Source organism: Chryseobacterium sp. CFS15 (assembly GCF_031118795.1).
Taxonomy (GTDB): Bacteria; Bacteroidota; Bacteroidia; order Flavobacteriales; family Weeksellaceae; genus Chryseobacterium; species Chryseobacterium indoltheticum.
Genome location: NZ_JAVHYL010000001.1, coordinates 414622 through 429361, shown reverse-complemented (window position 1 = coordinate 429361; position 14740 = coordinate 414622). Strand labels below are relative to the sequence as shown.

At 34.1% G+C, this 14740-nt stretch carries 17 protein-coding genes; 9 read left to right on the top strand and 8 right to left on the bottom strand.

Features of this window, described 5'->3' with window-relative positions; genetic code table 11:
- Window positions 1-11: 11 nt before the first annotated feature.
- The 3 genes from OH814_RS02110 to OH814_RS02100 all read right to left on the bottom strand — a co-directional run bounded on the left by OH814_RS02110 (window position 12) and on the right by OH814_RS02100 (window position 3836).
- A complete protein-coding gene (locus tag OH814_RS02110) occupies window positions 12-2765 on the bottom strand; it encodes a heavy metal translocating P-type ATPase (protein ID WP_308826914.1) in 2754 nt (917 codons plus the stop codon).
- Window positions 2766-2883: 118 nt separating this feature from the next.
- Window positions 2884-3444 (bottom strand): AraC family transcriptional regulator, encoded by a 561-nt coding sequence (locus OH814_RS02105; RefSeq protein WP_308826913.1) that lies wholly within the window; start codon window positions 3442-3444, stop codon window positions 2884-2886.
- Window positions 3441-3836 (bottom strand): acyl-CoA thioesterase, encoded by a 396-nt coding sequence (locus tag OH814_RS02100; protein ID WP_115618987.1) that lies wholly within the window; start codon window positions 3834-3836, stop codon window positions 3441-3443. Before OH814_RS02100 ends, OH814_RS02105 begins: the two co-directional genes overlap by 4 nt.
- A gap of 260 nt (window positions 3837-4096) precedes the next feature.
- Between OH814_RS02100 and OH814_RS02095 the strand changes: the two genes are divergently transcribed.
- Window positions 4097-4477, top strand: a complete 381-nt coding sequence (locus tag OH814_RS02095) for an RNA-binding protein (RefSeq protein ID WP_066680485.1) — start codon at window positions 4097-4099, stop codon at window positions 4475-4477.
- Window positions 4478-4592: 115 nt separating this feature from the next.
- Here the strand turns inward: OH814_RS02095 and OH814_RS02090 are convergent, their stop codons facing one another.
- Window positions 4593-5066 carry a BlaI/MecI/CopY family transcriptional regulator gene (locus tag OH814_RS02090; protein WP_123884980.1) on the bottom strand — a complete coding sequence of 158 codons (474 nt, stop codon included), beginning with the start codon at window positions 5064-5066 and terminating at the stop codon, window positions 4593-4595.
- A gap of 51 nt (window positions 5067-5117) precedes the next feature.
- Window positions 5118-5765, bottom strand: a complete 648-nt coding sequence (locus OH814_RS02085) for a phosphatase PAP2 family protein (RefSeq protein ID WP_308826912.1) — start codon at window positions 5763-5765, stop codon at window positions 5118-5120.
- A gap of 125 nt (window positions 5766-5890) precedes the next feature.
- On the opposite strand from OH814_RS02085, the gene pdhA reads away from it, so the two are divergent.
- The 3 genes from pdhA (at window position 5891) to OH814_RS02070 (ending at window position 9599) form a co-directional block, all read left to right on the top strand.
- Complete coding sequence (gene pdhA, locus OH814_RS02080; RefSeq protein ID WP_076558496.1) at window positions 5891-6892, top strand: pyruvate dehydrogenase (acetyl-transferring) E1 component subunit alpha; 1002 nt, start codon at window positions 5891-5893, stop codon at window positions 6890-6892.
- Between the two features lie 86 nt (window positions 6893-6978).
- Window positions 6979-8595 carry a pyruvate dehydrogenase complex dihydrolipoamide acetyltransferase gene (locus tag OH814_RS02075; protein WP_201134102.1) on the top strand — a complete coding sequence of 539 codons (1617 nt, stop codon included), beginning with the start codon at window positions 6979-6981 and terminating at the stop codon, window positions 8593-8595.
- A 158-nt stretch (window positions 8596-8753) separates the two neighbouring features.
- Window positions 8754-9599 (top strand): GLPGLI family protein, encoded by an 846-nt coding sequence (locus tag OH814_RS02070; protein ID WP_308826911.1) that lies wholly within the window; start codon window positions 8754-8756, stop codon window positions 9597-9599.
- A gap of 76 nt (window positions 9600-9675) precedes the next feature.
- Here the strand turns inward: OH814_RS02070 and pncA are convergent, their stop codons facing one another.
- Window positions 9676-10281, bottom strand: a complete 606-nt coding sequence (pncA, locus tag OH814_RS02065) for a bifunctional nicotinamidase/pyrazinamidase (RefSeq protein WP_076558502.1) — start codon at window positions 10279-10281, stop codon at window positions 9676-9678.
- Between the two features lie 246 nt (window positions 10282-10527).
- On the opposite strand from pncA, the gene OH814_RS02060 reads away from it, so the two are divergent.
- From OH814_RS02060 to OH814_RS02040, 5 genes are all read left to right on the top strand, one after another.
- A complete protein-coding gene (locus OH814_RS02060) occupies window positions 10528-11670 on the top strand; it encodes a DEAD/DEAH box helicase (protein WP_308826910.1) in 1143 nt (380 codons plus the stop codon).
- A gap of 135 nt (window positions 11671-11805) precedes the next feature.
- Window positions 11806-12342 (top strand): YfiT family bacillithiol transferase, encoded by a 537-nt coding sequence (locus OH814_RS02055; protein WP_308826909.1) that lies wholly within the window; start codon window positions 11806-11808, stop codon window positions 12340-12342.
- On the top strand, window positions 12342-12797 hold the full coding sequence (locus tag OH814_RS02050) for a DUF1569 domain-containing protein (RefSeq protein WP_308826908.1): 456 nt from the start codon (window positions 12342-12344) through the stop codon (window positions 12795-12797). The genes OH814_RS02055 and OH814_RS02050 overlap by 1 nt, the downstream gene beginning before the upstream one ends.
- On the top strand, window positions 12794-13174 hold the full coding sequence (ytxJ, locus tag OH814_RS02045) for a bacillithiol system redox-active protein YtxJ (protein WP_076558508.1): 381 nt from the start codon (window positions 12794-12796) through the stop codon (window positions 13172-13174). The genes OH814_RS02050 and ytxJ overlap by 4 nt, the downstream gene beginning before the upstream one ends.
- On the top strand, window positions 13171-13764 hold the full coding sequence (locus OH814_RS02040) for a Crp/Fnr family transcriptional regulator (protein WP_279196145.1): 594 nt from the start codon (window positions 13171-13173) through the stop codon (window positions 13762-13764). The genes ytxJ and OH814_RS02040 overlap by 4 nt, the downstream gene beginning before the upstream one ends.
- A gap of 40 nt (window positions 13765-13804) precedes the next feature.
- Here the strand turns inward: OH814_RS02040 and OH814_RS02035 are convergent, their stop codons facing one another.
- The gene (locus OH814_RS02035) at window positions 13805-14155 is read right to left on the bottom strand and encodes a hypothetical protein (protein WP_308826907.1); all 351 of its coding nucleotides are present in this window, start codon (window positions 14153-14155) and stop codon (window positions 13805-13807) included.
- A 37-nt stretch (window positions 14156-14192) separates the two neighbouring features.
- Window positions 14193-14699: a pyridoxamine 5'-phosphate oxidase family protein gene (locus OH814_RS02030; protein WP_308826906.1), complete on the bottom strand. Its 507-nt coding sequence runs from the start codon at window positions 14697-14699 to the stop codon at window positions 14193-14195.
- Window positions 14700-14740 lie beyond the last annotated feature (41 nt).

Genomic DNA, 14740 nt, shown 5'->3' with positions numbered 1-14740 from the left:
AACTTCTCATTCTAATCAGAGTGAGAAGTTGTTATATTTAAATCCACAGAATTTAGTCGTAATGAGTTTAATATTACCGATAAAGAACTAAGGCTCATTGCCGCTGCCGCAATCATTGGTGATAACAAAATTCCAAAAAATGGATACAACAATCCTGCCGCAACAGGGATTCCCAAGACATTATAAATAAAAGCAAAGAACAAGTTTTCTTTGATATTTCTCAATAGTTTTTCGCTTAATATTTTTGCTTTGGCAATTCCTAAAATATCACCTTTCAATAACGTAATTTCTGCCGTTTCTATGGCTACATCGGTTCCTGTTCCCATCGCAATTCCGACATTAGATTGCGCTAAAGCAGGGGAGTCGTTGATTCCGTCTCCGGTCATGGCAACGATTTTTCCCTGTTCCTGAAGTTTTTTTACTTCATTTAATTTATCTTCAGGAAGACAGCTTGCTTTGTAATTTTTGATTCCTAATTCGTCTGCTACAGCTTTTGCTGTATTTTCATTATCACCGGTCATCATAATTACTTCAATTCCTTCATTGATTAAATGCTGAACAGCTTTTTTCGAGCTTTCTTTAATCTTATCGCTAAAACTTATAAACCCTAAAGCTTCGTTTTCCTGAGCAATAAAAGAGATTGTATGCGCCTTTGATTGAATTTCCTTCGCTTTTAATTTTAAATCTTTCGGAATTTGAATTCCATTAGAAACTAAAAGATTTTCGTTTCCTAAATAAACAGTTTTACTATTGATGATTCCTTTTACGCCTTTACCGGAAATATTTTCAAATTTTGCCACTTTTTCGGCTGAAATATGATCGGTTTTCGCTTTCTTGATCACAGCACTTGATAAAGGATGTTCTGAATTTTGATTTAATGAATAAGCCAGTTTCAAAATTTCCTTTTCAGAAGAGTTATTAACAGTTTCTATATGTTCTAAAGATGGTTTACCCTCGGTTAAAGTTCCTGTTTTATCGGTGATCAGAACGTTTACTTTGTGCATTAATTCAAGAGCTTCTGCATTTTTTATAAGGATTCCGTTTTTGGCACCTTTACCAATTCCCACCATCAGAGACATTGGAGTTGCCAAACCTAAAGCACACGGACAAGCGACAATAAGAACGGCAACTGCATTGATAAAAGCAAATAAAGTTTTCTGACCTTCCGGACCGAAAATCTGCCATAAAATAAAAGTAATGACAGCAACAACAATAACGGTCGGAACAAAAACTTTAGCCACTTTATCAGTCAGCTTCTGGATTGGAGCCCGGCTTCTGCTTGCGTCATTTACCATTTTTATAATCTTCGAAAGCAAGGTTTCGTCACCTACTTTTTCGGCTTTCATTATAAAAACCTGATTTCCGTTAATCGTTCCTGAAGTTACCTGATCATCAATATTTTTCTCAACAGGAATCGGTTCTCCTGTAATCATACTTTCGTCAACTACAGAATTTCCTTCGATAATTTTTCCGTCAACAGGAATTTTTTCGCCTGGTTTTACTTTCAGTATATCCCCAATTTTCACTTCCGAAAGCGGAACTCTTTTTTCTTCATTATTTACTATGATATTGGCTTCATCAGGTGAAAGATTCATCAGTTCTTTGATGGCATTTCCTGTTTTTTTGTGAGCTAAAGCTTCCATCAGCTGTCCTAAAATAACCAACGTCATAATCACGCAAACCGCTTCAAAATATAAAGGAATTTCATGGTTGTGACCTCGGATTTCATGTGGAAGCAGATCTGGAAAAGCTAAAGCAATGATGCTGAAAATAAATGCCGCAGCAACACCTAAAGCAATTAAACTGAACATATTCAGGTTCCAGGTTTTAAATGAAACCCAGCCTCTTTTCATCAAAAACCATCCGGAATAAAATAAAACAGGAAGCGTCAAAATCAATTCAAAAATCGCCTGTATATTATGTGAAAAAGGAAAATCGATCAGCATTCCGCCCATTGAAAGAATAAAAACAGGAATGGTGAAAGCTAAAGAAATAATGAATTTTCTTTTTAAAATAAGATAGGTATCATCAGTTTCTTCTTCGCCTTTTTCAGGATATTTTACCAGATCCATTCCGCAAACAGGGCAGCCAACATTACTGTCGTAAGTTTTATCGCCTTCGCAGAACATCGGACAATAATATCTTCCGGCCATATCATCTGTAACTTTTGGGGTTTCGTGATGTTGATGATTGTGGTGTTGATAGGAGTGGGAAGTAGAATTTTTAACCAAATCTTCTGTAATTTCTTCGAGATGCATGTGACAAACCGGGCAATCTGTTTTTTCGTCATACGTTTTATCACCTTCACAGAACATCGGACAATAATAATTTCCGATATTATCTTTGAAACTTTCTGGTAAATTAGTTGAAGAATAGGTCGGTTTATGATTGGGATCTTTTGCTAATTTTTCCTCAATCGGAACCAGATACATATTGCAATCCGGACATCTTTTTCCCTGTTGAAAATATACTTTATCACCTTCGCATTCCATCGGGCAGTAATAAACTGAGGATGGAGAAACACGGTCTTGAGGCCTTACAAAAGTATTTTCTGGCTTATTTGGATCTTCCAGTTTGTAATTTCCTATTTCTGAAAGTGATTTATTGAGATCATTAAGGTTAATTTCTTTATCAGAAGTGATTTCAACAGAGCTGTTTTCAAGATTTACTTTTGCTGAAATATGGTCTAAACTATTCAGTTTTTCTGAAATCTTTTTTTGACAACCCGAACAGGTCATCCCCAAAACTTTATATTGTTGGTACATAATTCTAAATTTATGTTACAAATTTCCAAAAATATAGAGAGAGGCTGTTATAGATTTAAGGATAATTGTTATAAAATTTGGCGGTTAAGATTTTGAAAATGAAAAGTCGAAAATAATATTACACTTTATCCAAGGATTTTCTGTTGTGAACTTTAAGTTTTTTAAATTCGGTAGGCGTGAAGCCTGTACTATTTCTGAATTGTGATGATAAGTGCTGCACACTTTTATAGCCCAGTTTTCCGGCAATTTCAGTTAAGGTAAATTCATTATAAAGAAGCAGCTCTTTTACTTTTTCAATTTTCTGAAGAATAAAAAACTGCTCAACCGTGATATTTTCATTTTGTGAAAAGGTTTTTGATAGTGAACTGTAATCTTTGTGAAGCTCAGAACTTAAAAATTTTGACAGTAAAAAGTTTTCATCAATATCAAGCTTTCCAATTTTAATAATGATAAGATTTTTAATTTTATCAACCAATTGATGAGTCGCATCTTTTATTCTTTCAAAACCGGTTTCCTTTAAACGATTTTCAATGAGCTGAATGTCTGTTTTTGAAATTTCAGCCACAGTTTCTACTTCTCCTAAGGCGATTTGAGTGATTTTTATATTAAATTCTTCAAAAATGGTTGAAACAGCTGCAATACACCTTCCACAAACCATATTTTTTATGAAAATTTTCATAGCAAATTACTCAATCTGTCTTTTACAAACTCTACTTTTGTTTTTCCGTGTGCTGCAGGATTTCCGTTTTCATCAAGGTTTACCATTACAATTTTATCAACAGTAATGATGGTTTGATGGGTCATTTTGTTTCTTACATCACATTTCAGTGTGAGAGAAGTAGATCCAAAAGATGAGACTTCTATTCCGATTTCGATAATGTCGCCCTGTTTTGCTGAGCTTACAAAATTTATTTCTGAAATAAACTTAGTGACTACTTTTTTGTTTTCTAGCTGAATGACTGCGTACAATGCAGCTTCCTCATCAATCCATTGCAAAAGTTTTCCTCCGAATAGTGATTGATTGGGATTAAGATCTTCCGGTTTTACCCATTTTCTGGTATGGTAATTCATTTTTTATGATTGTTTTCAGTACAAATTTAGTTTTAAAAATAAGTTTTTCAAAAGATTATTTAATGAAAAATTCATCAGTTATTTGCGATATTATTACAAGTTTATATTACAAGTGAATTAATCTATTAAAAAGTTTTGATTTGTAGTTTTTAATTGTATCTTGCACCTGTTTATATTTGGAATCAATATCATGTTCATTATTATGTTGCTTTTCTATTTATATACCAATCTTATATATTAATTTTTAATTTTTTTTTAAAATGAACATTTTTGTTTCAAACATCAATTACGCAACTAAAGAATATGAGTTGCACGATTTATTCGCAGAATTTGGCGATGTATCATCAGCTAAAATTGTAACAGACAGAGAAACTGGTCGTTCTAGAGGTTTCGGTTTTATCGAAATGGGGGACGAAGAAGGAGGTCAAGCTATTGAAGCTCTTAACCAGAAAGAATTTAACGGAAAAATTCTTAACGTATCTGAGGCTAAGCCAAGAGAAGAAAAACCAAGAAGAAGTTTTGATAATAACAGAAGCGGTGGTGGAAGTTATGGTAACAACCGTGGAGGAGGTAACTCTGGAGGTGGTTACGGAAGCAACAACAACCGTGGAGGTAACGGAGGCGGCGGAAGTCGTTGGTAAAAAAATTGAAGCGGCTTTTAAGCCGCTTTTTTTATGTCTTTATTTTTAAGAATTAGTTTAAAGTTATCTTTCAGTTTTGTGTTACATCAATTAACTAAAAACCAACAACCACCAACTAATTGTCATTCTTCTTTTTCTTCTTTTTCTTATCCTTTCCTTTCTTGTCTTTTTTAGGGTTTAGGATTTCTTCAGCATACTCCAATTTAGGTTGCTTTATTTTTACAGGTTTCATTTCGATCTTAAGGTCAAAATAAGTTTTAAGATCATTTTGTGAAATCAGATTTTCATTAAATAAGAATTCCAAAATTTCTTTTCCCGAATTGTTAAAGAAATTAAGTGAAAGTTCTTTAAGCAAAAACTTTTTATAATCTTCAAGAGGTACAATTACAGAGTATCTGAAAATTCTGCCTTCTTTTTCGGTAGACAAATATCCTTTTTCAACAAGTATTTTCAGGTAAGTTGAGACCGTATTCTGATGAGGTTTTGGTTCCGGGTGATGTTCCATAACTTCCTTTAGATAAAAGCTTTGCAGTTTCCAGAATAACTTCATTAGATTTTCTTCGGCAGAGGTAAGATGATTTATTTTCATATTTGAATTTAAATTTTATAAAGTAATAAGCTTACTATTTACACAATAATGTTACTTAATTGTAGTTTCCACCGGGATCACTTCGGTTGGCAAATCATTGCGCTGATACTTATTGTTGCAATAAAGATAAATAAAAGAAACCAAAACCGCGATGCCTGCGCCCATAAATACTTCTTTTACGGTGTGTCTTTTCAGAATAATTCTTGTAACTCCCACCAAAATGGCAATCCCAAGCCATACAAAACCTATTTTCACATCAAAAGCAAAGAATAATGCAGAGACCAATACATTGAATGCCGTATGCATCGAGCTTTTAATATATAAATTGCTGAATTGTAAAGCGAAAAGGAGAATTAAAATAAACAACATCACAAAGTCGATGAATCCGTTTTTAATATAGTTGAATGTTAAATACGAAACAATACACACCGCAATGAAGATATACAGTGTTTTTCTTTGAACCCTGTTTGACACATCCATATTCGTGTATCGCCCTGTTTTTACATTCCAGACAATCCAGATAATTACCGGAAGAATGGTAATCAGTAAAATGGGCAAAAAGTGTGTGAAGGCCTCTGTAAACGTATAATTCTGAATACTGAAATACACAAAATAAATAACCAGAGAAACTAAAGGATTGAAAAAGTCTGAGATAATTCTTGAAATAATGTGTAATAAAGAGGTCTTTTTTTCTTCCATAATTAAGTTTGAAATGTAAATATAACATTATAAGTAAAAAACAATTGCTGTGCATGTAATAAAAAACAAAGTTTTTTTTATATTTTTGCTCAACTATTTCATAATAAATAAGCAAAGGCTAGCACATGAAAGAATTTTCTAAAGAGATATACCTGAAGTGGTATGAAGATATGACAATGTGGAGAAGGTTTGAAGACAAATGCCGTTCTCTTTATCTAAAACAAAAAATCAGAGGTTTTTTACATTTGTACAACGGTCAGGAAGCTATTCCTGCAGGTTTTACGCATGCAATGGATTTAACTAAAGACAGTATGATCACTGCTTACAGATGTCACATTCATCCGATGGCAATGGGAGTAGACCCTAAGAGAATCATGGCAGAGCTTTGTGGTAAAGCTACAGGTACTTCCGGTGGTATGGGTGGATCTATGCACATTTTCAGCAAAGAACACAGATTTTATGGGGGACACGGTATTGTAGGAGGTCAGATTCCTTTGGGAGCAGGTATTGCTTTTGCAGATAAATTCTTTGACAGAAAAGCTGTAAACATTTGTTTCTTCGGAGACGGTGCTGCAAGACAAGGATCTCTTCATGAAACTTTCAACATGGCAATGAACTGGAAACTTCCTGTAGTATTTGTCGTTGAGAACAATCAGTATGCAATGGGAACTTCTGTAAAAAGAACAGCTAACCATGAAGATATCTATAAATTAGGTTTAGGATACGAAATGCCATGTCTTGCTGTAGACGCAATGGATCCTGAGAAAGTGGCTGAAGCTGCTTACGAGGCTATCGAAAGAGCAAGAAGAGGTGATGGGCCTACTTTTATCGAAGCTAGAACTTACCGTTTCAGAGGACACTCAATGTCTGATGCTGAACCATACAGATCTAAAGACGAAGTTGCTATTCATAAGAAAGATGACCCGATTGAATTGATCAAAGAAAGAATCTTGGCAAACAGCTGGGCAACTGAAGAAGAATTGGAAGCTATGGATAACAAATCGAGAGATTTCGTGGAAGAGTGTATCGAGTTTATGGAAAACTCTCCGTATCCTGATGCAGAAAAAGTATATGAGTATGTATATGCTCAGGAAAACTATCCGTTCTTAGATAAATTAGAAAATTAAAAATATAATAATAATTAATTTGATATTCGTATTTGAGTTTCCCTAATCTCAAATCTCGAATCTCGAATCTCAAATCAATATAAATTATGGCAGAAGTGATTACAATGCCACGTCTTTCCGATACAATGACGGAAGGAAAAGTGGCTAAATGGCATAAAAAAGTAGGAGATAAGGTAAAAGAAGGAGATATTTTAGCCGAAATCGAAACTGATAAAGCAGTACAGGATTTTGAATCTGAAATTGAAGGAACTCTTTTATACGTTGGTGTTGAAGAAGGTTCTGGTGCTGCAGTAGATTCTATATTGGCAATTATCGGTAAAGAAGGCGAAGATATTTCTTCTCTGAAAGGAGGAAGTGCTCCGGCAGCTGAAGGAGCTTCTGAAGAAAAAAAATCTGAAGAAGAATCTAAAACTGAAAACGAAACTACAAGCGTTGAGCAAACTTCGGTAGAAGTTCCTGCAGGAGTAGAAGTAATTACGATGCCAAGACTTTCTGATACAATGACAGAAGGTAAAGTAGCAAAATGGCATAAAAATGTAGGTGACACCGTAAAAGAAGGTGATCTTCTTGCTGAGATTGAAACCGATAAAGCTGTTCAGGATTTTGAATCTGAATTTAACGGTATTCTTCTAAAGCAAGGTGTTGAAGAAGGTGGTGCTGCTCCGGTTGATACCGTTTTAGCGATCATCGGACCTGAAGGAACTGATGTTTCTAATGTTGGTGCTGCACAGCCAGCTACAAAATCAGCAGATAAGCCAGCTGAACAAAAATCTGAAACGAAAACAGAAGAGAAATCGGTTGCATCAACTGAAAACTCATCTTCAGACAGAGTTGCAATTTCTCCTTTAGCTAAAAAAATGGCTCAGGAAAAAGGTGTTGATATCAACAGCGTACAAGGTTCCGGAGAAAACGGTAGAATCGTTAAAAAAGATATTGAAAATTATCAGCCATCTCAAAAGGCAGAATCTGCTGCTCCGGCACAAAGCACTGCAGCAGCTCAGGTTGCTTTAAGCTTTGTACAGGGAGAAGATACAGAAACGCCAAACTCTCAGGTAAGAAATATTATTGCAAAACGTCTTTCTGAAAGTAAATTCTCTGCGCCGCATTATTATCTGATGGTTGAAATCAACATGGATAAAGCGATTGAAGCAAGAAAAGAAATCAATTCTTTACCTGATACTAAAATTTCTTTCAATGATATGATCATCAAGGCGACAGCAGTTGCTTTAAGAAAACATCCGCAGGTAAATTCTAGCTGGGCAGGTGATAAGGTGATTCACAGAGGTAATATCAACGTTGGTGTAGCAGTTGCAATTCCTGACGGATTGGTAGTTCCGGTTCTGAAGAATACAGATCAGATGAATTATACTCAGATTTCTGCTGCTGTAAAAGATATGGCCGGAAGAGCAAAATCTAAAGGTCTTAAAGCAAATGAAATGGAAGGTTCTACATTCTCGATCTCAAACTTGGGTATGTTCGGAATTGAGACTTTCACAAGTATCATTAATCAACCAAATGCTGCAATTCTTTCAGTAGGTGCAATTATCGAAAAACCAATCGTAAAGAACGGTCAGATCGTTGTAGGAAATATCATGAAGCTTTCGTTAGCATGTGATCACAGAGTGGTAGATGGAGCAACAGGAGCTCAATTCCTGCAAACACTTAAAACATATTTAGAAAGTCCTTTAACTTTGTTACTGTAACTTTTTGATATATAAATTACTAAAACCTCTCATTTCGAGAGGTTTTTTTGTTTTCAGATTATTATTAAAAATATTTCTCCTCACTTTTTTAATTATTTCTAAGTTTAAAAACTTTGTTGGTCAAAAATAAAATTCTACTTTAGTAAAAAAATATCTAAATGAAGAGAATTATTATTGGAGTCTTTTGCTTTTTAAATGTTGCACTTTTGGCTCAAAATCAACGTTTTGCATATGAGTATAAATTTATAACAGATTCCACTAAAATTGATGATGTTAATTCTGAGCTCATGTATCTTGATATAGCTAAAAAAGGTTCAAAATTTTATAGTCAAAAGAATAATATTGCTGATTCAATTCATCAGGATCGAGTGAAAAAAGGAACCAGAGACTTTACGGGGATTGATTATGGTTTGGTGCCTTACGTTGTAGAAAAATCTTATCCCGATTTCAAAATAGATTTTTTCAACAATCTCAACATGAATAAATACAAGGTTTCTGACAACAGAAAAATGGATTGGAAAATTTTACCGCAGAAAGAAAAAATTGGCGAATTTAATACTCAAAAAGCTTCCCTTAATTTTGCCGGCAGAATCTGGACAGCATGGTTTGTTTCAGATATTCCCATACAAGATGGTCCATACAAATTTCATGGTTTACCAGGACTAATTGTCAAAATTGAAGATAAGACAAAATCACATTCTTTTGTTTTAAAAGAGATTAAAAAACTTACTTCTGATCAGGAATGGGTAAGTGACAGTGAGAAAAAAGCTTTCGGCAGTATCATTGCTATTGATCAGGAAAAATACAAAAAACAAGTTATAGATTTTAGAAATAACCCTACAAAAGGCATGCGCCAAATGATGTCCGGAAACACTAAAGTGATGATGATGGATGAAAATGGAAAGCCATTGGATATCGAAAAAATGTTACGAGACCGTGAAAGAGATGCTAAAGCAAATAATGCAAAGAATAATAATTTATTAGAATTAGATTTGTTGAAATAATTATTAAAAAGATAACCTGTTGATCGTACAACAGGTTACTTTTTATATTGACTTCTCTTTTAAGAATTATAAAATCTTATCCTAAAACAGTAACTCCTTTCTGCAACATTTCAAAAATTGCATCTTTACCGTTATCTGGTTTTACATTGACAGCACGTGTTCCGTTGAAGTGAAGGCAAGTGATATATCCGTTGGCAACGGCATCTGTACAAGTGAATTTCACGCAGTAATCCATTGCTAAACCTACGATTTCAACCAATTGAATTTCGTGATATTTTAAAAAATCATCCAATCCGGTTTTCATAAAATGATTGTTATCCTGAAAACCGCTGTAAGCATCAATCTCAGTATTTTTACCTTTCTGAATAATGTGGGTTACTTTTTCTCTGTTTAAATCTTTATGAAATTCTGCACCGAAAGTTCCTTCTACACAGTGATCTGGCCACATAAACTGTGGAACACCATTTAATATAATGCTTTCGCCAACCTTTCTATTGTTGTTACTTGCAAAGCTTTTATGATTGGCAGGATGCCAGTCCTGGGTAAGAATTATTTGGTCGTATTGGTTTTCTTCCATTAGAAGATTGATGTAGGGAATGATCTCATTTGCTCCGGGAACAGCCAGTGCTCCGCCTTCACAAAAATCATTCTGTACATCTACTATTATTAATGCCTTTTTCATATCTAGTTTATATTTTTTAATTTAATAGAAAACCGCCTTTTTAAAATACTTGTGTAAAGTGCCTATTTATCGCGATTCATGTATTTTTTTGTATTCTGATAAATTTACAAAAACTAAATGTCAAATATAAATCCAAAACAGGAATATCTGACAAAACGGCATTTTATAATAAAAATGATCATCAGAAGATAGATTCAACATCAATAGTGTCTTAATAGTTTATCTTTGCACTAAATATATAGTTTTATGTCATTCGAATCGCTAGGATTATCACACAATATTATTCATTCTGTCAAAAAATTAGGTTATCTAAAGCCGTTTCCTATTCAGGAGCAGGCTGTACCTGTTATTTTACAGGGTAAAGATTTGATGGGAATTGCACAAACAGGCTCCGGAAAAACCGCTTGTTTTGTAATGCCGATATTAGAAAAATTACAAAACGCAGAAATTAAAAAAGATCGTAATATACAGGTGCTGATCTTGGTTCCTACCCGTGAACTGGCTATTCAGATTGATGAGGTTTTTCAGGCTTTTACAGATAATCTAAAACGTGAGATTCGTACAATGGCTGTTTATGGTGGTGTTTCTATCAACCCACAGATGAAGGGGATGTATGGGGTAGAAATTCTTATCGCAACACCTGGACGTTTATTAGATCTTATTGATCATAATGCATTGAGCATATCCGGCATTCAGCATTTGGTGGTAGATGAAGCAGATAAAATGTTTCAATTAGGTTTTGGTGAAGAGATGAATAAACTTTTTGCCATGATGCCGGTTGCGAAACAAACTACCTTATTTTCTGCAACATTAAATGATAAAGTTTCTGAAATTAAAGAGCGTTTATCCATCAATCCTGTGATGATAGAAATCAAAAAAGAGGAAGTGGAAATTGATCATATTGAGCAATTGGCTTATCATGTTTCTCCGGAAAATAAAGGTCCGTTTTTACGCTATTTAATTAAAGAAAAAAAGGTTGAAAAAGCTTTAATATTTGTTTCGTCTACAAGATCGGCAGATAATTTAGTTGAAAAACTGAAGAAAAATAAAATAAAAGCTGTTGCGATTCACAGTCAAAAATCGCAAGGGGCACGTAGAAATAATCTGGAAGAATTTAAAGTGAACGGAGCTCAGATTTTGGTCGCAACTGACTTAATTGGTCGTGGTATTCACATCGAATCTCTGCCTTGTGTTATCAATTATGAATTGCCTCGATCGCCGTTAGATTACATTCACAGAATTGGTAGAACAGGTCGTGCCGGCGAAAAAGGAACTGCCATTTCGATTTTAACAGATGATGAATTGCAGCATTTTAGAGTCATTCAAAAGAAAATGGGTAAGAAAGTGACTTTGCAAAGAACAGAGGATATTAATTTACATGGTTATTAATATTTAAAATATTTTTTTTTAAAATGATGCTGATTTAATTATTTTTAATTTACAATAACCAGATTAACAGCAAACTTTTCAGCAACAATCATCATAGTAAATATTTGTACAAGAATTATATATTTATCACTAAAAATGGACAGTTTAGAACATAAAAGATTTCCAATCGGTCGCTTTGAAATTCCTGAAAATATATGCGACATCAAACTCAACGAATACATTAAAGTCATTAAAGATTTTCCTGATAAATTAAAAAATCTAATTGCAGATTTTAGCGATGAACAATTAGATACACAATACACGGAAGGTGGCTGGACGGTAAGACAACTTGTTAATCACATTGCAGACAGTCATATGAACAGTCTCATTCGTCTAAAGCTTGCACTTACCGAAGACAATCCCACGATAAAGCCTTATGACGAAGCCAAATGGGCAGAACTTCAAGACAGTGTTGATATGCCTGTAAAGCCTGCCATGAGAATGATAAAAGGAACTCATCAACGATGGACGGCTCTTTTAAAATCAATGACCAATAAACAGTTTGAAAGAACTTTTCATCATCCCGAGCACAACGAAAACCAAAACCTTCGGGTTTATCTCGCACATTATGTCTGGCACTGTAACCACCATTTTGCTCATATTGAAAATCTGAAGAAAGAGAAAAATTGGTAGTGAAAAGTCTACATAACGAAAATGATTTTAACGAAATAAAGCATAGAATTGCTCAGCTCTCAGAAAATTCTGAAAGAAAATGGGGGAGTATGAATGTTTCGCAAATGCTCGTTCATTGTGATTTGATTTTACAGATTGCATTACAGAAACTTACTCTTCCAAGGATTAATTTCTTTTTCAAATCAATAGGAAATTTCACAAAAATAGAAATGCGAATTTTCAATAACGGAATTCCCCGAAATATGCCTACTTTTAAAAAAGTAATCGTTAATTTTGAGTGTAACTTCGAAGAAGCAAAAAATAATCTTTTACAAAGGCTAGATGAGTATTATTTTGCTTACAAAAACAATCTTTTATCGAATTGCCATGAGCTTTTTGGTGAAATGAAAGAAAAAGATTGGGGATTTATGGAGTATAAGCACCTCGATCACCATTTAAAACAATTTAATGTATGAGTTTCTTAGATAAAATATTTGGCGGAAAACAGGAGCCGGGAGAGACAAAATCTTTCTGGAAAACGATAAGATCTGAAGAAGATCTGGAAAATGCTGTTAAGCAATCTTATGAAAATAGAGTAGCAATCTTCAAACATTCTACAAGTTGCTTTATCAGTAAAACGGTTTTGAAAAATTTTGAGAAAGAGATAGAAAATTCAGATAATCAAAATGTAAGTTTTTATTTTCTTGATCTTTTGGCATTCAGACCTATTTCAAACAAAATTGCCGAAGATTTTGCGATTCGTCACGAAAGTCCGCAGCTGATTGTTCTAGAAAATGGGAAAGCGATCAATAATGCATCTCATCAGGATATTTCTTTAAGCCAGATTGTATGAGTAATATAAATAATTATCTGGCAAAGGTTTTTGAAGTTCCTGCTGAAAAAGTAAATTTATGCAGCATTCAGTATGAATTGAAAAAAGTGGGAAAGAACGAAATGCTTTTACAGGAAGGAGAAGTTTGCCGCAATACTTTTTTTGTAGAAAAAGGGCTGCTCAGAATGTATTCTATTGATAAAAACGGGAAAGAGCATGTGATACAATTTGCTCCTGAAAATTGGCTGATTGGTGATCGCAGCAGTCTTTATTTTAATGAAAAATCCCGATACTACATTGAAGCTGTTGAGGATTCTGAAGTGTTATTTCTGCAACCGGATTTTTTTAGTAAACTTATTGAAGAATTCCCCAATACGATCGAAAAAAATGATCTGATTATCCAGAAACATGTAAAAAGTCTGCAGGATAGAATCAATTCTTTATTGGGAGAAACGGCAGAAGAGCGATATCTAAAGTTTATTAAAATGTATCCCGATCTTTTACTTAGAGTTCCGCAATGGATGATCGCTTCATATCTCGGAATAACTCCTGAAAGTTTAAGCCGCGTGAGAAAAGAGCTGGCAAAAAAGAATTTTGTTACCGATAAATAATCGTTGTTTTAAAATAAATTAAAATCACCGCACCAAACAATTAATCATTGTTTAGTGTGGTGATTATTCTGTTAAGATATTCCTGTTCTCTCAAAACTTTTTCATAAGACTGTTTCGCATAAGAAGGTGACAACTGATACCCGTCGGTCTGAAGCTGATAGATGTCGTTTTCTACATATCCCGTAAAGTTTACAGTATATTCATGAATAAACTTTTCTATCACTTTCCTTTTAATTTCGCAAATAGTGCTGTTCTTGATTTTCTGCAGAGAATTCAATATAAAAGATTTATCTCCACTGAATTGAATTACCTGAGTAATCATTGCAAAATTGCTCAATGGTTTGTTATTGGCTTCGTGAACAACAGCGTGCGGGTCATCTTCAAATATCATGGTCTTATAGTTTTTAAAGTAAGAAAATAGTCTAAATTTAAACTGAAGCTTTACCTTCTACACCGTCAGAATTGTCGGTTTTATTTCCTGTAACCGCAGCAGCTACAAAGGTAATAAGACTTACCAGTTTGCCAGCTTTGGTGTCCCAATAGTATGTATCTGTAGGCGTTACACGGATGATCGAAACATTTGGGTCATCTTTTCCGTCAAACCATGCATTTGCCATCGCAGACCATTTGTCTTCAATGGTTGATCTGTCTTTGTAGATCGCAGCTTCACCAAATACAGAAAGATATTCTGAATCTGAATTGTTCATAAATAAAAGCTGCACTCTTTTGTCGTCTTTTATTTCAAAATTTTTGTTGCTGGTGTCACTGCTGATAAACCAAAGATTTCCGCTTTCGTCTGTTTCCTGAAGGCTCATCGGGCGAGTATTGATTGGTAAACTTTCCAGATTGGTGCAAAACATACAGATTTTAGCTTTTTCTGAAAGTTCTTTAATTTTTTTTGCCGCTTCTGCGTGGCTCAAATTTTCTGTTGACATAATAAAATAATTTATGGTTGTGGTGTTATCTTTAGAATAAG